This is a genomic window from Alteromonas sp. R7 (genome assembly GCF_055755235.1).
Genome location: NZ_JBVTQX010000002.1, coordinates 612470 through 630608, shown reverse-complemented (window position 1 = coordinate 630608; position 18139 = coordinate 612470). Strand labels below are relative to the sequence as shown.

Sequence of the window (18139 nt, the reverse complement as noted above, 5' to 3'; positions counted from 1 at the left end):
TCTTACCTTTCTCATTTATTTCTAATTCCTTGCTCTTTCCTTAACCGGACCTTAACCCTGCGTTTGAAATACTCGTGTCAGTTAATTTAAAAAAGCTGCGCATAGACCTTCGAAAGTAGCCTGTGCGCCAAATAATAGGCACAAGTCATGGGCAAGATAAAACTGACGGTAAATAGCATTACCCTTTGCATTTTGCTGTCTGCATGTACAAGTACTGATGACAGAGCGTTGAGCGAATCGGCATCGTCGTCAACGGGTAACAACGTTGTGTGGCAGTCTCAAGCACAGCAACAAGAATCAACACAAACCTTGCTGCTGAATTCGGACACGACGTTAACCGATGTCATTGATATCAAAGAGTTACCCCACTTAGCCGGTTACATTGATGAAGCCCTGTCTTCTAATGCTAGTCTGCAGCAGTCGTTAATAACGCTTAGAAAAGCACAAGTAGCCATTGATAGTGCAAAAGCGGATAGGAACCTTAATGTTGACGCGAGCTTCTCTGCGTCAAAAAGTGAAACCACCAATAGCAATGCATCTACCAGCTCCAGTACGAGCTCTAACTCGATCAGTCCAAGCTATAGCGCGAGCATGAATGTCAGTTGGGAGCTGGATCTATGGCAAAAAATCAGCGATGGAATAAGTGCAGCAAATTTAGATGCAGCAAGTGCCAGAGCCAGTTATCAGTCTGCCAGAGATTCTCTGGTCGCTAACGTAGTAAGAAGCTATATCGACGTACTCACTCAGCAGCAATTACTGAATATTGAGCAGTCTCGGCTAACGGTACTAGAAAATAACGAAGCCGTTATTTTAAAGCGCTATAGCACCGGGCTGGGAAGCCTAGACGATTTAGATACTGCGCGTACAAGCAGTGCAAATACTCGCGCTACTATTGCCCAATATGAAAATGCACTTTTAACAGCAAAGCGCACGTTGGCCGTACTCTTAGGCAGGCAAAACCAATCGCTAAACGAGCTCAACACTCAAGTTAGTTTTCCCGACGTGTTATTGCCGCTAACAACTTTGCCGAAACAGGATCTGGCACGTAGACCCGATCTTCAGGCGGCCTTTTATGCGTTAAAAGCAACAGAGTTTGAAGTCGGTGTGGCGTACAAAGCCCTGTTGCCAAGCATTAGCTTGTCTGCATCCCTTTCTGATAATGCCTCTACACCTTCACAAGCTTTGTTTACTAACCCTTTGTGGAGTTTGCTTGGACAGATGACCGCGCCACTGTTTCAGGGGGGCGCTCTAAGGGCGCAAGTTGAAGATGCAAAGCTAACCTCAGCCAATGCCTGGTGGCAGTATCGCGAAACGTTATTAACGGCGGTACAGGAAACCCAAAATGCGCTGGATAGTGAAACCGCGTTGAGTGCTCGAATTAGCCACACCAACGTGGCAATAGCAAATGCAGAGCGCAGCGTCTCTACCATTGAAGGTCAATATCGACAGGGCCTTGCTGACATCTTGGACTTACTTTCTGTGTATGACACGCGCTTTAACCTACAAGCTCAGGCAGTTGAGCTGCACGCTCAGAAACTACAAAACCGAATTGACTTAGGCCTAGCCCTTGGCCTTGGAGTGTCACAATGAGAAACAAACGAATTATTGTAACCTTACTCGCCGCTGCAAGTATTGCGCTAGCGGTTATGTATACCATGATGAATATGGGCGCCCAACATCCCGGCGCAAAACCGCAGACCGAATCAAAGCCAACGTCTCCAGCAATTTCCGCGAATGCCGAGCAACCACAAAATGCCGTTCAGGCAAAGAAACCTGCAGGTGGTGAAAGGCCAGCAGCATTACCTATTGCCGATAGCGGTGTGAACAGGCTTAAAAGGGCAAGCGACACGTCATCAGTGAATACCACTAATCGCAGCCCAAAGGGAGAACAAAGCGGCAATACTCAGCTGGCTCAAGTAGGCGTTATTGATGTAACCGCCGACAGCTATAACGCTAAGGTGAGGGGGTATGGTCAGGTTGTTCCGCAAGATAGCTTGAGCTTAGTCGCACAGGTTAGTGGTCAAGTTACTGATATATCTTCGTCTTTTAAAACTGGTGCCCTAGTGGCAAATAACACGGTATTGGTACGTATTGATGACACCAACTATCAACAGGCGTTAGCAAGTGCAAATGCTACCTATCAAGCGGCTGTGGTAAGTCTGGAAGAAGAGCGATTACAAGGTATTCAAGCGAAAGATGAATGGACACGTTCAGGGCTTGATGGTGAACCTTTATCGGCATTAGTACTGCGTGAGCCACAGCTAAAGGCGGCTCAGGCCACTTTGGATGAAGCCGAGCAAAGTGTAAATTCAGCCAAGCGAGATTTGGCGTTTACCTCGTTACGTGCACCTTTTAATGCATTGGTGGTCAGCCGTGACATTGCGCTAGGGAGCTATGTTCAAGCTGGAAGTGCGGTCGCCACACTCTATTCTGCAGATATTGCCGAAGTGGCTATTGGCCTTTCACCTAGCCAATGGGCTCAACTACCTTCTGGTGATGAAACGCAGTTGTCTGGTGATGCCTCCCTTAACTGGCCGGTAACGCTTACCGATACCACTACGGGAAATACCTGGGTTGCCAATATCGTTCGCGTTGAATGGCATCAAAGTGATACAACGCGTCAGCGTAATGCCATAGCGGTTGTTGAAAAGCCGTTAGCATACTCAACGCCTCTTTTATTCGGCAGCTTTGTGCAGGCAGATATTGAAGGAAGAGCACTCGACAATGTCTGGAAACTGCCGGCTTCCGCTATCTCGCAAAAGCAAGAAGTATGGTTAGTAATGCCATCTACCGGACAGTTGGCAAAATTTACGCCTTCGGTACTGTTCGAAAGCGAAGGCTATGCCTACATCACCCCGCCAAAAATCAGTGACATTACGGGTGATGTTGGGGCCGAACTAAGCGGGGGTAGCATGCCTGAGCAAGCTGGCGAATTGCATCAAGCGCTGGTGGTTGCACGTCCTCTAAACAGCTATCTGGTGAATACTAAAGTACTGCCCGTAGTGGAAGGACAAACAGGAGGGCAAGCCAGTGACAAATAATCGAGAAGGCGCGCCATTTTATGGCAGCGAAGAGCCTAAAGGTAATAGACATAACGGGGAAAGCCCTCGGGGAATTATCGCTTGGTTTGCACAAAATTCGGTGGCGGCCAATTTGCTCATGGTCAGCCTTATCGTGCTTGGCTTGGTTTCCATGAACGATATCCGCAAAGAGGCATTTCCAAGTATGGAGCCACGCTTTGTTACCATTTCAATGACATACGATAGTGGTGATCCTAAACAAGCAGAAGAAGGGATAGCTATCAAAATTGAAACCGCGCTGGAGGCAATCCCTGGGATTAAGCGAATTACGTCTACCTCGAACGCCAGCGGCGCCAGTGTGCAGGTAGAAAAGGAAACCGAATACGATTTAGACACGCTTTTCAACGACATCAAAACCGAAGTAGATAGTATTTCTAACTTCCCATCTGATGCTGAAAATCCAGTTATAAGCAAAGCACGCCGACAAGAGCACGCTATTTGGGTGCAGCTCTATGGTGACGTCGACCACGCTTCACTTCAATACTTGGGGGAGCAGTTAGAGCGAGATTTACTGGCAACAGATGACATTCGCGAAGTCAGTGCAGGCAGCTTTGTCGACCCTATGATGTCTATTGAAATAGACGAAGGTAAGCTTCAAGCCTACGGATTAACGCTGTCAGACGTGGCTGATGCCGTTAACCAGGAGTCGAATACCGCGCTTACAACCAGCTTGCGCAACAAAGAAAAAGTGATTCGTTTAAAAGCGTCTGAACAGTCTTACTGGGCGAAAGATTTTGCCAACATCCCCCTCATTACCGATACCAATGGCGTCATACTCACCGTTGGCGATGTTGCTACAGTGCGCGATATGTTTGCCGACGACAGCTATCACTTGTCACGTTACAACGGTACCAATGGGTATGGTATCCAGGTGCTTATGGATGAATATGGTGACGTAACCAAAATGGTACAGCAGGCTCACGAAGTAGTGGACGCATGGCACGAAAAAGGCTTGCTACCTGAAGGCGTAGAGCTTGAAACCTGGTATGACAAAAGCACGCTTATTACCGAGCGATTGACGTTACTTACCAGCAATGCGCTTATGGGCATTGTGTTGGTATTTGTTACTCTTGCCGTGTTTCTAAATTTACGCGTGGCATTTTGGGTGGCGGCTGGGTTGCCCTTTATCTTCTTCGGCACCTTGTACTTCATGACCGACAGCTATACGGGAATGACGTTAAACGAAATGACCACATTCGGTTTTATCATGGCCCTTGGCATTGTGGTGGACGATGCCGTGGTGGTGGGGGAAAGCGTGTACGCCACGCGTAAACAGCATGGCGATACGCTTCAAAACACCATTTTAGGTACCCATAAAGTGGCGGTTCCCACACTGTTTGGTGTGCTAACCACAGTGGCCACTTTTTTCGCATTATCGAACGTATCGGGCGGCTTAGGTACGCTTTATTCTCAGTTCGGCACTATCGTTACCTTGTGTTTGTTGCTGTCGGTGGTGGAATCGAAGCTGATCTTACCTTCTCATTTAGCCCATCTGCCAACCAAGCAAAAAGCGCGGGGGGGATTAGGTGGCGTATGGAACAAAGTGCAGCAAAAAGCGGATGGTGGACTTCAGTGGTTTAATTACCGCGTGTATCAGCGCCTGTTGAAAGTCACCGTAGCGTACCGTTATGCCGCTGTATTGTTGTTTATTGCCTTATTTGTCATGGTGGTTAGCCTACCGCTCACAGGTGCGGTAAGAGTAAGCTTCTTCCCCAGTATGCAGGACGATACGGTTTCGGCCAATATGTCGCTTTACAGCGATGCCAGCTATGGACAGAACGAACGCAACTTAATGCTGCTAGAGAAAAATGCGCTAGAGGCAGACCGCCAATTAACCCAAGAAAACGGCGCAGATAAAAGTGGCATTAGCAGTTTGCAAGTAACGGCGAGTGGCGATCAAAGCGGCACAATCACCATTTCACTTGATGAAGACTCCTCTTATTCTCTTGATGAATTGTCGTCACGCTGGAATGCGTTAACTGGCAATTTAGAAGGCGTAAAAAGTCTAAAAATACGCTCACGCCGAGAGATGGTCGACGGGTTTAACGTTGAAATTAAAAGCATTAACGACGATACCCTGACGGCGGCTAACGATGCCTTTATTGAAGTACTTAACAATATCGATGGTGTATATGCAGTTGAGAGCTCGCTGACACCCGGCGAAGCCATGATGCGCTTTGAACTTACCCCCGAAGGACGAGCGTTGGGGTTGAATACGCAAAGCCTATCGCAGCAACTGTTAAAAGCATTTGGTGGCGAAATTGTTCAGCGCTATTTGCGCGATAAAAACGAAGTAAAAGTGCGGGTGCGTTATCCTGAACAAGACAGAATGAATCCGTCTGATGTAATGAACACGCAAGTGCGTCTGGACGATGGCACCGTAGTACCGCTTTCTGTAGTGGCTAACGTTATTCAAGATGTACAAGAAAAACAGGTGGTACGTATAGACGGCCTACGCGCCCTAACGGTTAGCGCGTCGGTGGATAGCGATGTTATTACCTCTACCGAACTGGTGAATTACTTAAACAACGAGTTTGTTCCTCAGCTATCGCGTCAATATCAGGACTTATCGCTTTATTTTGCCGGTGAGGCTGAGCAGCAAGCTGAAACGCAAAGCTCTATGCAGAGCGTGTTTATACTAGCCTTGTTGTCTATTTTTGCGTTGTTGGCGATTCCGCTTAAATCCTACGTACAGCCGCTTATTATTATGACCGCCATCCCCTTTGGTATAGTCGGAGCCATTATCGGCCACTGGTCGAATGGATTAATGATAAGTCTGCTCTCGCTGAACGGCATATTGGCGCTTAGCGGTGTAGTGGTTAACGACAGCTTGTTGTTGGTTTCACGATTCAACGCTTTGCGAGAAGAAGGTGTGCCGGTGGAAACGGCAGTTATTGAAGCTTGTACCAGTCGCTTGCGAGCTGTGTTGTTGACCTCAATTACCACCTTTGTAGGCTTATATCCCATATTGGGCGAAACGTCGGTACAAGCGCAGTTCTTAATTCCGGCAGCCGCGTCGCTGGGGTACGGTATATTGTTTGCCACCGTCATCACACTTTTATTAATACCCGCATTACTGTTAATTTATGACGATGTAAGACATTTAATGGCAAGGCATTTGGTTAAACCTTTAACGGAGAGTACGGCTAATGATCCGCGTGTTACTAGTGGAAGATGATATGGGCCTGGCGGGCAATATTATCGACTATTTAGAGCTTGAAGACATGGTATGTGACCACGCTGCAAACGGTGTAGCCGCGCTGTCTCTTATCCAAAAGCATCCGTTTGATGTTATGGTGCTGGACATTAATTTACCGCGACTTGATGGCTTAAGCGTATGTGAAAGGGTGCGGGAAGACGGCAACGATACGCCTATTATTATGCTAACCGCCCGTGACCAGTTGGAAAACAAGCTAGAAGGGTTTCAAAAAGGCGCCGATGACTATTTAGTGAAACCGTTTGACATGCCCGAACTGGTTGCTCGGGTTTTTGCACTGGCGCACAGGCGTTCATCACAAGTGAAAAAGCTGCGCTTTGGCAACGTAAGTTTAGCAATGGGAAGCGACGTAGTAAGTGTTGAGAACGTGCCTATTAAGTTAAGCCCCACAGCATTTACGCTGCTAAAGGCATTGTTACAGCAACAAGGAAAAGTTATGCCACGGGAGCGTCTTCTCGATGCGGTTTGGGGAGAAGATGCGCCAGAGAGCAATGCGCTTAAAGTGCATCTTCATAATTTGCGTAAATCACTGGTGCAAGCGAATGCCAGCATAGAGGTAAAAGCAGTAGCCGGCACAGGCTTTTGTGTGACGTTAAAACCAGAGCAGTCCAATTCAGTGCAAAGTACAAGCGCGGAACCAAAAAGTACAAATAAAGGAAACGAACAGTGGTAAATGGCCTTCGCATCAGCTTAAGACGCTACGTCTTGTGGTCGCTATTAAGTTTGGCCGCCGTAGTTATCGTGCTCTTTTCAATACAAAGCAGCGATAGCTTTTTCGATGGTATGGACGGCATGCTGAGAAATACCATGATACGGGCGGCAGAAAGCGCAGAGCTTGATGACAACAAGCATGCTCAAATTCTCGATTTACATGTTTTTGCGAACTACGAGAGTTTGCCTGTCGAAGTGAAGCAGAGCTTTTCCAAAGAGAGCTTTATACCGTTTTCACTTATGAAAGATATCAACAAACCTGATTGGTTTTCCCGTCCTATTTCGGCTCACTTTGCCGTGTTAGTTCCGTTAGAAAATGGAGAATCGCGATACGTTACCCAAGTGTTTGTCGCGCCACCTTCTGACGGCAAAAAACACTTTAGAATAAACCATGTTATTTACAGCGCCATTGTGGGCGTAGTTGCACTGGTTTTGTTTTTTGTCGCCTTGCTTTTTCTTATGCGCAGCGTGTCTCGCCCCATAGAGTCATTGCAGAGGTGGGCGGCGTCTTTGGATGAACAAGAGCTCGATAAGCCTATCCCAGAGTTTCGTTATAAGGAACTTAACGCGCTAGCAGGGATGATACATGGCAGCTTGCAAAACGTGCGCAACACCCTAAATCGAGAACGGGAATTTGTTAACCATGCGAGTCACGAGCTTAGAACGCCGATTGCCGTCATTAGAAGTAGCGCGGCATTACTGCACAGAGTGATCGATAGTGAAAATACTAAAGGCAATAACGCGCTTGCGCGGGTGGATCATGCCTCAAAAACCATGGCAGATTTGACCGAAACTCTACTTTGGTTAGGAAGAAATGAAGAAGCAGCTTTACCCAAAGAAAAGGTTAACCTTAAAGCAATGGTTGAGGCTCTAAGCCAAGATTTAATGTATTTGTTGTCGGGAAAAGACGTGAGTGTGCAGCTGAAATTGAGCGATTGTGAGTTAACGCTGGCGAAAACGGCGAGCGAAATTGTGATCGGAAATGTGATTCGAAACGCTTATCAGCACACGCAGCAAGGAAGAGTCACAATAAGTCTTTCAGATGCAACGCTCACCGTGCTCAACGAAGAGGACGGCCTTGAAGAAGAGGCGCTTAACGAAAAAGGCCAAGCGACTTTATCTGCGCCGACTATCAGTGAGTTAGATGGCGGATTTGGAATAGGGTTAAAACTCATTGATAAGCTTTGTGCGAAGCTTAAATGGGGTTATGCACATGAGAGGATAACAGCCCGAGGTTCACATGATGACCAAGGTGATGTTTCTCGTATGACAATAGGGTATAGAGTGGTGCTTACAGTACGATAATAGGCGCATATAACTCATCAAAGTGTTTGCACGTTGTCACTTCTAATCTGTTTACCGAAACAAGCCCAATAAAAAACGCCGATGCTAACATCGGCGTTTTTTCGTTTTTTAACGTACAGCTATAAAACCTACACTACATCCACTCGCTGCTTCTGCGTTTGCGCTTGGGAAGGTAAGTCAGCATTACGCCCAGTAATATACCCACACCGGCTACCATACCACCGCGTGTAAACCAGGTAACCAGCTCATCTTTATTCGCGCTATCTACTTTGGCGGTAAGACGAGTTATCTCAGAGGCTTGTTCCTCGCTAGTTGTTGTAAGCTTCGATACCTGCTGACGTGCATCGTTGAGTTGCTGGCGAAGTCTGGCGTTTTCAGACTGCGCTCTTTGCAGTGCGCTTTGGCTCTCAGCCAGCTTCTCACTTATGATTGGCAATTGCTCGGCTTGCGACATGGTATTGGACACAAAGCGGCTTTCAACCCAGCCTTCGCGACCTTCATTGTCGGTAATTTGCGTGAATTCAGCATCGTTATCGCGTGCAAGCACAGTAATAGGTGTGCCTGCTTCAATTGAACCTAGAATACGGTAGTTACGACCAGGTCCAGTATGCATAAAGATAAACAAGTCATCTCTTATGTAATGCGAAGAAGACGCTTCTAAATCAGCGGTATCTTGTAGCGAAAATGCTTGAAAAGAGCATGCAATAAGGGCTGCTGCTAACCACTTTCGAATCATATGAAGTCCAATTTTAGAATTTAAAACGTGAAGATGGTATTGGTTGACCGCGATAAAGGCAAGTTTGTTCCACTTTTGTCTAATTAAAGCATCTTGTTTCATGGCGCCAGCATTGCGAAAAGTAAGCGACAAAGGTAAGGTGTCAGCATCATAAGCTGTGCCTAGCGCAACCATGTCAGAAATAGAATTAAAATTTGTAACGGGTGACAACGCCCACCATGCGTTTAGTCAACGTGTACTTCCTCTTTTCGAAAAAAACAGTATTCAGGTTAACTCTCATCGTGAAATGCGCCTTGAGAACGACTATTACGATACCGATAAGCTCGATTTTCAAAACAATAAAATGGGCTTTCGTGTTCGAGGTAACAATGGTGAATACGAACAGACGCTAAAGACTAACGGCGTGGTCAGCGGTGGTCTGCACAAACGCATGGAATACAATGTGAGCCTTGATAATTCAAGGCCCGACCTCACGCTATTTGAAGCCAGCGCTTGGCCCCAGGATTGGGACGTGGCGGCAAAAAACACGCGTCTATCTAAACAGTTTAGCACTCACTTTACTCGCAATGCCTATGTGGTTAGTGTGGGTGAAAGTGTGGTTGAGATTGTGCTGGACTGTGGCGAAGCAAGTACAGAAAAAGCCAGTTCCCCAATCAACGAAATAGAGCTTGAATTGATGTCAGGTGATATCAACAGTTTGTTTACGTTGGCGGTGCTAATAAACGACAACATGCCGGTACGCCTTAGTGATGTATCAAAAGCGGCGCAGGGATATCAATTACTTCACGGGTTTAACGCTAAAGTTCGACACCTGCCAGATTTCCTTGCGCTTGAAGACACAACCACCACGGAAGAAGCATTTAGCCACGCGGTTCAAACTGCATTGGCGCATTGGCAGCACCACGAGCATGTGTTTTGCGAAAGTGGCTCAATAAAAATGCTGGCTGAAGTTGCTAAAAGCGTACGTTTGTTACTGCAAAGTGTATCGCTTTACTTGCCGGTTCTGCAGTGCCCTGAGCTACTAGCCCTGCATAAAAAGCTGGTCACCCATGCGCAAAAGTGGGGCTGGCAAGACGACTTACAAAGTTTGCGTTACTTGCTCTCTAAAAAGAGCATGTTTAACAAAACTCTCAGCAAACATCCTGCAGTAGTAAGCTATTTGCAAGGACGACAAACAGGTTTAATGCAGGCTCATGAGCCCGAAAAGCTGTTTTTCGACAACGATGCCACAGACATTAAGCTACACGCCATAAGTCTTATTCAGAATAAGCCGTGGCAAAAAGTCGCAACGGGTTTTGATCATCCCGTGCTTGATCATGCAAAAGGCTGGCTGTCGCAAGGTTGGCAAACTGTACAGCAAAGTATGCCGCTAAATAAAACCATGGGGCCTGCCAATTACAGCGCTGTAGAAGTAATGCTTAGGCAGACATTATGGAGTGGATTTCTGCTGGGTGACTTGTTTGTAGAAGAGCGGGGTAATTTTCGCGCACCGTGGTTAGATTTGCTCACTGGTATTGATGAGCTGAATGCGCTGCTTATGTTAAAGCAGTCGATAGACGACGCCGAAGTAGACTCCCATGACGAAGTGCGTAAATGGACAGCAGAGAAACTCAGCACGCTTATTCGAATTATGGAACGAACTCGCACAGTGGCTATGCAACGTGACGTTTACTGGTAATTGTTTTCTATGCATATGTGGTTACTGTAAACATGCACGGTAAAGGCAACTCGAATCTCAAGGATGGAGGGCGCTGATGACCTCAGCCATAAATGACTATTTCCTTTACGCACTGCTTGGCATTTATGCCATTGGCTTTGTGCGTCTGTTCGTTCAAAAAGTCAATTTACGCAGTGGACGCTGGCTAACGGCAGCGTTTTTGTGCTGGCCTGTATTTATGCTGGATGAGTGGCTTCGTATGGCAAATGCCACAGGGCTGGCTAATATCTACGGGCTATCAGAAGTATTTGCTGTTATCGCGATTACGTGTTGTTACCGCGCAATAAAGCCCATGCTGTTAGCTTATCCTACGGCACGAAAGCGGCTGTGGTGGCCTGTCGTGATGACCGGCGTTTTTCAGTGCGCCATTCTCCTAATACCCGTAGACGATAAGCAGCAATGGCTCTCATCGTCTCCTCATGGTCAGCCTCTGCTATTGTGGCCTGCCTACATAGCATCACTGTTAACGGGGTTTAGCGTGTTGCTCATAGGTATTCTTATTACCGAGCATATTCAAATGTACCATAGGCACTTACCAGAGCAGGCGGTGGATATAAAAAACCTGAAAATGCCTAGGCTTGCCGGAGTAATGGGGAGCTTGGTTGGCGTTGCGTTTATGAGTATTTTACTTGTGACGGCCGCAACATTCGGCTTCTTCCCTGTTCCTTTTTGGGAAGGGTTTCATCATCTGATGATTGGAACGGCAATTCTAGTTGTACTGTTTTCACTAACCTTTATACGACGGACGTCCCCGTCGCCACTCGATTACGAACGCTTAGATGAAGGCAAAGCAACGCCTTATGAAATTAGCAGTATTATTTCTAAAGCAGAACGCTACACCATAGAGTCAAAGGCGTACAAGGTTCGCTTCCTTACCCTCAGTGAGTTTTGTAAAGGGGCAGATATCGACCCCACCTCGCTCGCATTGGCCTTGCAACTTACCGAAAAGAAAAACTTTAGACGTTTCATTTTCCACTACCGCTTAGAGTACGCCAAGAATGTACTGCTGCGCAGCGACGCTAAACTTGAAGCCGTGGCAAAACGCATGGGGATAAATTCAGAAAAGTTTTTGAGTGAGTATTTGGTTAAACACCTAAACTCCACGCCGCTAAGATAAACAAGAGTGTTGTGCTAGACGTTGAGTTCGCGTTAGCCACCAAATGCATTTATCAATATTTGATGGGTGAAGGTTTTACGTAAATAAAAGCCGCGAGGACGGGTTTTGATACGCTGACCTTCTGGCCCCAACGCGTCGGTGAGCACTTTCCCGTTTGCTGCCTTAGGACGAATGTGTAAGGCCTCGCCTTGACGAGAGGTGATCGACTCGACCTGTCCAGTTGCAATTTGCTCGACCAGTTCCTCCCAATCGTGTCTCAATACCGCATCTTCGTGTTCATTCGGTCGCCAGTAGAAGCCTGTTGCTACCCGCCTATGGGCCAGCGGAATAGCTCTGTCACCTTCAATAGGTAGCCACAATACCTGCTGTAGTTTGTTTCGCACGTTAGACGTTTCCCATGTAATGCCGGGCGTCATCAAAAGCGGGGCAAAACAAACGTAGGTGGTTTCTAAGGGGGAAAAATGGGCGTCGATGGGAATGGTTTTAAGTTCGATACCAAGTTCAGGAAAGTCCTGTTGAGGCTTCGAACCTGCACTCGCGCCCAGCCACTTCTCTATCAGCATGCCTGGCCACCCCTTATGACGTTGTAAATTGGCCGGAATGGCTACATTTGCCATGTCCGCAAGCTCTCCAAGCGTCAAGCCTGCTATCGCATGACAACGAGCTAAAAGGCTATCTGGAGATGACGGGGGAGACGCTGGTGGCTGCATAAATATGGTTAATTTCCTGTTTGAAAAGCGGGTACGAATATTAAGACTATGATTGGAGCATAGTTTGTGGAAGAATGAAAACATATAACAGTATAGTGTGCCCGGGAGTCTATGTGATAGATGCCGATGGATTCCGTGCGAATGTGGGCATAGTGATTTGCAACAAAATGGGTCAAGTATTTTGGGCAAGACGTTATGGTCAACATTCATGGCAGTTCCCTCAAGGCGGAATTGATGAAGGGGAATCTGCTGAACAAGCTATGTACCGCGAGCTTCACGAAGAAGTAGGGCTGACACCGAAAGATGTCACTATTTTAAGTGTTACCCGTAACTGGCTTAGATATAAGCTGCCTAAGCGATTAATTCGACAAGGCAGCAACCCTGTTTGTATAGGACAAAAACAAAAATGGTTCTTGTTGCAGCTCGATTGTAATGAGCGAGACGTTAATGTACTTAAAACAGGTCATCCTGAATTCGATGACTGGAGGTGGGTAAGTTACTGGTATCCAATAAGAAACGTTGTATCGTTTAAGCGCGATGTATACAGACGAGTAATGAAAGAGTTCTCGCCTGTAGTTATGTCTGCGCAGCATCGGCCTCAACAGCGCCAAAACACAGCGCCACACAAACGTGGCAAGAAACGCAGGCGTGGATAAGCGTATGCGAAGTTCAGGTACGCAAGAAAGAGGTGTGCAATATTGCGGTGTGCGGAGTAAGCAGCGAGTAAACTGCGAGTAAAAAAGGAAAAACCGGTGAGCCCTCAGAGCCAGCAAGGAACAATGTTAACCACGTTAAAGCGTATCGTGCAGGAAATGAATCAAATTCCTGCTCTCGATACGGCGTTGTTTAGGCTAGCCTCGCGGGTTAAACAGACCCTAGATGTCGATTCATGCTCTATTTACCTTGCCGATTACGACACCCAAGAATTTATCCTTAAAGCCACTGACGGACTACATCCCGATGCAGTCGAGCAGGTACGCATTGGCTTCTCAGAAGGGCTTATCGGGCTGGTAGGTCAGCGGGAAGAGCCCCTTAATATCGTTAATGCTCATAGCCATCCTCGATTCAAACATTACCCCGAAGTTCAGGAAGAAAACTATAACGCCTTTTTAGGTACGCCTATTATCAACCAACGGCGTGTGCTTGGTGTTATTACCCTTCAGCAATCACAAATGCGCCGCTTCAGTGAAGACGAAGAAGCATTCTTAGTCACCCTTGCTGCGCAGCTCGCGTTAGAAATAACCAATGCTGATATTCGCGGGGCTTTGACGCTGTCAAATTCGAACGACAATACTGCGCGGCAAAAAAATGTGCGTGGTATCGCGGGTTCTCCAGGCCTTGCTATTGGCAAGGGAGTGTCTCCAGACAAATCTATTAACCTTAAAAACTGGGTCGTAAAGCGCACGCAATCTCCTCAAGATCAAATTCAACTCTATCGCAAAGGGGTTGAAGTTACGCGAGGTCATGTCGATGCGTTATCGAAGCGGTTAGATGACGGCATTCCCGACGATGTTAAATCCATTTTTCAGCTATATCATCATCTGCTAGATGCCAACAGCCTTGGGCGGGAAGTAGAAGAAAAAATTCGCCAAGGTTGGGATGCGGCGTCTTCATTAAAAATGGTTGTAGAAAGCTATGCCGCACGCTTTCAAGCAATGGACGACCCTTACATGCAAGAGCGTGCCATTGATATTGTCGATTTATCCGACCGTATTCTTGCCAACATTTTGTATGAAGCGAATGGCAAAAAGGTTACTGAAAAAACGATAACCGAAGCCAGTATTCTCGTAGCTGATGAAGTCTCAGCGCCTATGCTTGCCGAATTTCCAAGAGGTAAGCTAAAAGGCATTATTTCTATTCGCGGTTCAAATAACTCTCACGCGGCAATATTGGCTAGAGCCATGGGCGTGCCTGCAGTGATGGGCTGTCAAAACGTCACGCCAGCACTACTCGAAGACAAAGAGATTTTGCTTGATGGGTATTCAGGCGAGGTCATTGTATCGCCTGAACGTAACATCAAGTCTGAATTTATACAGCTCATTGAAGAAGAGTCGGCCATCGCAGAGAAAATTGACGCCGAGGCTGATAAACCTTGCGAAAGTGTTGATGGCTGTAGAATGTCTCTTTATATCAATGCTGGCCTTTCAGCTGAAGTCGAGCTAAACGCTGAACAAATTGGCGCGGGTGTAGGGCTTTATCGCACCGAGATCCCCTTTATGTTACGCGAGCGTTTTCCTTCAGAACAAGAGCAAGTAAAGCTGTACCGCCAAGTGCTTGAGGCCGCGCCTTCATTGCCTATCACTATGCGTACTCTCGACGTAGGAGGCGATAAGCCACTACCGTACTTCCCCATTAATGAAGAAAACCCATTTTTGGGGTGGCGAGGCATCCGCCTAACCCTTGATCATCCAGAAATTTTCTTGGTTCAGGTTCGTGCCATGCTGCGTGCAAGTGTAGGCCTAAGCAATTTGCAAATTATGCTGCCTATGATCTCCACCGTATCTGAAGTGCAGGAGTCTAAGCGGCTAATTAATCAGGCATATTATGAAATTTGTGATGAGATTGCAGAGTCAGGACAAACGTTAACCAAGCCTAAGTTAGGTATTATGCTAGAAGTCCCGTCGGTACTTTATCAGCTACCTCAATTAGCAAAGCACGTGGATTTCTTTTCGGTAGGCAGTAACGACCTGACCCAATATCTGCTCGCGGTGGATAGAAACAATACGCGGGTGGCAGGGCTCTACAACAGCTATCATCCTGCGGTATTAGGGGCGCTTTACGACGTGGTTCAAAAAGCCAATCAAAATCAAGTGCCCGTGACTATCTGCGGTGAAATTGCAGGTGAGCCAGCTGGAGCATTACTGCTAATGGGAATGGGTTATCGCCGCCTAAGTATGAACGGCTTTAACTTAAGAAAAATAAACTGGCTAATTAGAAAAGTCACGCTGGATGAATGTAAGCAGTTACTGTCATTGGCGCTCACCTCTGTTAGCCAAGAAGAAGTTTTTGTGCACTTGAATCAATATCTTGAAACCAAGGGCCTGGGAGGCCTTATCCGAGCAGGTGCTTAAAGAATGGATCCATTAGTTGTAATAGTTCTTAGCTGCCTTATTTTAGGTTCTGTGGTAGGTGTTCTGGCGGGTATGCTGGGCATTGGCGGTGGGCTTATCATCGTTCCTGTGTTGTCGTATTTGCTTATACATTTCATGGGAATGACCACTGAAACCGTAATGCCTGTCGCTATCGCTACCTCATTATCTACCATCATCTTCACAGGAATGTCGTCGGCCTTCGCGCATTACAAACTGGGTAATATTCAAAGGCATGTTGTGCTTTACACAGGCTTAGGTATTGCTTTTGGCGCATTTGCCGGAGCTCAGGTAGCAAGCCATATTTCTGGTGAACTGCTTAAAGATGTGTTTGCGGTGCTGGTTATTTTAATTGCGATGCAGATGATATTTGGTAAGCAAAAAGCCTCAGAAAATGACGCATCAAAAGGCACGCTTGCGACTGTTGGTGGTGGAGCTGGCTTACTAAGTGCACTTATGGGTATTGGTGGCGGTGCATTATTGGTACCTGCGCTGGTATGGTTTCGTGTTAATGTACGGGCGGCAATTGGCTGTGCTGCCTTTTGCGGACTTATTATTGCCGTTTTTGGTACCACGAGTTTTATTGTGGCCGGTTACAATGCGATAGATGTACCAGAACATAGTTTAGGTTATGTGTATTTACCTGCAACAGCTGGTATTGTTGCCACCTCTATGTTTACCGCAAACATAGGTGCAAAGCTTGGGCAGCGAGTAAATGTTCGTGTGTTAAAAGCGATGTTGGCGTGCTTACTCGTGTTGGTGAGCATTAGAATGATTTTAGGAATTGAATAAAGTAATGGAACAGAGCAGTTATCTGGTATTTCCCAGTATCGACCCCGTTATCTTCAGTGTCGGTCCGTTAAGTGTCCGCTGGTACGGCCTTATGTATTTGGTGGGCTTTATCGCCGCGTACCTATTGGCACAAAAGCGTCTTTCACAAACCAACTGGAGCCGTGAGCAGTTAAGCGACCTGCTTTTCTGGAGCTTCGTTGGCGTAATATTAGGCGGTCGAATAGGCTATGTGCTTTTCTACCAGTTTGGTATGTTTCTCGACGATCCCTTGTACTTATTCAAAATTTGGGCTGGTGGAATGTCCTTCCACGGCGGGCTTTTAGGGGTGCTAACAGCCTTATTCTGGCGCGCCAAGTGTATGAACACGACCTTTCTTCGACTAGGGGACTTTGTTGCCCCGTTAGTACCCATCGGCTTGGGTGCTGGACGCATAGGTAACTTCTTAAACGCTGAACTTTGGGGGCGTAGCACCGATGTGCCTTGGGCGGTCATTTTCCCCAACGCGGGTAATATCCCCCGTCACCCATCACAGCTTTACGAGTTTGCGCTTGAAGGCGTACTACTCTTTATTATCCTATGGCTATATTCTGCCAAAAAGCGTCCAGTAGGGGCGGTCAGCGGCTTGTTCTTACTTGGTTACGGCACCTTCCGATTTATCGTAGAATACTTCAGGGAACCCGACGCACATATTGGCTTATATCAAATGGGACTAAGCCAAGGGCAACTTCTTTGTTTACCTATGATAGCTTTAGGAATAGGATTAATAGCCCGTGCTTACATGCGCGGAAAAGACCATGTTGAACAGCAAAAAATATAAGAATAACGATGAAAGAATATCTCGCTCTAATGCGCCATGTACGTGATACGGGTGTGAAAAAGGAAGATCGAACTGGTACAGGTACGTTAAGTGTATTCGGCTATCAGATGCGTTTTAATTTACAGGAAGGTTTCCCCTTGGTGACAACAAAGAAGTGTCACCTTAAATCCATTATTCACGAATTGCTTTGGTTTCTTAAAGGCGAGACAAACATCGCTTATTTGAAAGAGCACGGGGTGAGTATTTGGGACGAGTGGGCTACCGAAGAAGGCGAACTTGGTCCGGTTTATGGACACCAGTGGCGCAGTTGGGATCGCGGTGATGGCACTTCGGTAGACCAGATTGCCGAAGTGGTTGAGCAAATCAAAAACAATCCAGATTCTCGTCGACTTATCGTTAGCGGCTGGAACCCTGCGGTACTCCCTGATACCAGTTATTCTCCTAAAGAAAATGCAGCGATGGGCAAGCAAGCACTGCCACCCTGCCATACACTTTTCCAGTTTTATGTATTAGACGGTAAGCTTAGCTGCCAGCTTTACCAGCGAAGCGGCGATATTTTCTTGGGCGTTCCGTTCAATATCGCAAGTTATGCTTTACTGACCATGATGATGGCGCAAGTGTGTGATTTAGAGCCCGGCGATTTTATTCATACGCTAGGCGATGCGCATTTGTATTCAAACCATCTTGAACAGGTAGAGCTACAGCTTAGTCGCGAACCGTTTGCGCGTCCAACTATGGAAATTAACCCAGAGGTTAAAGACATTTTTGGGTTCTCTTTCGACGATTTTACGCTTAAAAACTATCAGTCACACCCACACATTAAAGCCCCTGTAGCTATTTAAGGAGTT

General features: G+C 46.8%; 14 protein-coding genes. 12 read left to right on the top strand and 2 right to left on the bottom strand.

The genetic code is table 11. The features are described from left to right. Window positions 1-147 precede the first annotated feature (147 nt). From AC0J2X_RS05505 to AC0J2X_RS05485, 5 genes are read left to right on the top strand one after another with little or no spacing between them, the layout of a single operon-like run. Entirely contained in the window at window positions 148-1590 is a 1443-nt protein-coding gene (locus AC0J2X_RS05505) for an efflux transporter outer membrane subunit (protein ID WP_069943702.1), read from the top strand. Further along, entirely contained in the window at window positions 1587-3041 is a 1455-nt protein-coding gene (locus tag AC0J2X_RS05500; protein ID WP_069943703.1) for an efflux RND transporter periplasmic adaptor subunit, read from the top strand. The genes AC0J2X_RS05505 and AC0J2X_RS05500 overlap by 4 nt, the downstream gene beginning before the upstream one ends. Further along, entirely contained in the window at window positions 3031-6258 is a 3228-nt protein-coding gene (locus AC0J2X_RS05495; protein ID WP_139125416.1) for an efflux RND transporter permease subunit, read from the top strand. Before AC0J2X_RS05500 ends, AC0J2X_RS05495 begins: the two co-directional genes overlap by 11 nt. Beyond that, window positions 6230-6970 carry a response regulator transcription factor gene (locus tag AC0J2X_RS05490; protein WP_069943704.1) on the top strand — a complete coding sequence of 247 codons (741 nt, stop codon included), beginning with the start codon at window positions 6230-6232 and terminating at the stop codon, window positions 6968-6970. Before AC0J2X_RS05495 ends, AC0J2X_RS05490 begins: the two co-directional genes overlap by 29 nt. After that, a complete protein-coding gene (locus tag AC0J2X_RS05485; RefSeq protein ID WP_069943705.1) occupies window positions 6964-8313 on the top strand; it encodes a sensor histidine kinase in 1350 nt (449 codons plus the stop codon). Before AC0J2X_RS05490 ends, AC0J2X_RS05485 begins: the two co-directional genes overlap by 7 nt. Window positions 8314-8446: 133 nt before the next feature. On the opposite strand, the gene AC0J2X_RS05480 is transcribed toward AC0J2X_RS05485, so the two are convergent. Continuing rightward, window positions 8447-9259 (bottom strand): TIGR04211 family SH3 domain-containing protein, encoded by an 813-nt coding sequence (locus tag AC0J2X_RS05480; protein ID WP_061094159.1) that lies wholly within the window; start codon window positions 9257-9259, stop codon window positions 8447-8449. On the opposite strand from AC0J2X_RS05480, the gene AC0J2X_RS05475 reads away from it, so the two are divergent. Both AC0J2X_RS05475 and AC0J2X_RS05470 read left to right on the top strand, forming a co-directional pair. Next, window positions 9222-10727, top strand: a complete 1506-nt coding sequence (locus tag AC0J2X_RS05475; protein ID WP_014948176.1) for a CYTH domain-containing protein — start codon at window positions 9222-9224, stop codon at window positions 10725-10727. The two genes, AC0J2X_RS05480 and AC0J2X_RS05475, sit on opposite strands and share 38 nt — an antisense overlap. A gap of 76 nt (window positions 10728-10803) precedes the next feature. Then, the gene (locus AC0J2X_RS05470) at window positions 10804-11883 is read left to right on the top strand and encodes a helix-turn-helix domain-containing protein (protein WP_069943707.1); all 1080 of its coding nucleotides are present in this window, start codon (window positions 10804-10806) and stop codon (window positions 11881-11883) included. A gap of 32 nt (window positions 11884-11915) precedes the next feature. Here the strand turns inward: AC0J2X_RS05470 and mutH are convergent, their stop codons facing one another. Then, window positions 11916-12593, bottom strand: coding sequence for a DNA mismatch repair endonuclease MutH (mutH, locus tag AC0J2X_RS05465; RefSeq protein ID WP_039224444.1), 678 nt, complete (start codon window positions 12591-12593; stop codon window positions 11916-11918). Between the two features lie 113 nt (window positions 12594-12706). Here mutH and rppH point away from each other — a divergent pair, with 113 nt between their 5' ends. From rppH to AC0J2X_RS05440, 5 genes are all read left to right on the top strand, one after another. After that, window positions 12707-13249, top strand: coding sequence for an RNA pyrophosphohydrolase (rppH, locus tag AC0J2X_RS05460; protein ID WP_049587332.1), 543 nt, complete (start codon window positions 12707-12709; stop codon window positions 13247-13249). Between the two features lie 123 nt (window positions 13250-13372). Beyond that, window positions 13373-15664 carry a phosphoenolpyruvate--protein phosphotransferase gene (ptsP, locus tag AC0J2X_RS05455; protein ID WP_039224899.1) on the top strand — a complete coding sequence of 764 codons (2292 nt, stop codon included), beginning with the start codon at window positions 13373-13375 and terminating at the stop codon, window positions 15662-15664. Between the two features lie 3 nt (window positions 15665-15667). Then, a complete protein-coding gene (locus tag AC0J2X_RS05450; protein WP_014975612.1) occupies window positions 15668-16474 on the top strand; it encodes a sulfite exporter TauE/SafE family protein in 807 nt (268 codons plus the stop codon). 4 nt (window positions 16475-16478) lie between these two features. Next, a complete protein-coding gene (gene lgt, locus AC0J2X_RS05445; RefSeq protein ID WP_069943708.1) occupies window positions 16479-17291 on the top strand; it encodes a prolipoprotein diacylglyceryl transferase in 813 nt (270 codons plus the stop codon). 8 nt (window positions 17292-17299) lie between these two features. After that, on the top strand, window positions 17300-18133 hold the full coding sequence (locus AC0J2X_RS05440; protein WP_061094162.1) for a thymidylate synthase: 834 nt from the start codon (window positions 17300-17302) through the stop codon (window positions 18131-18133). Window positions 18134-18139 lie beyond the last annotated feature (6 nt).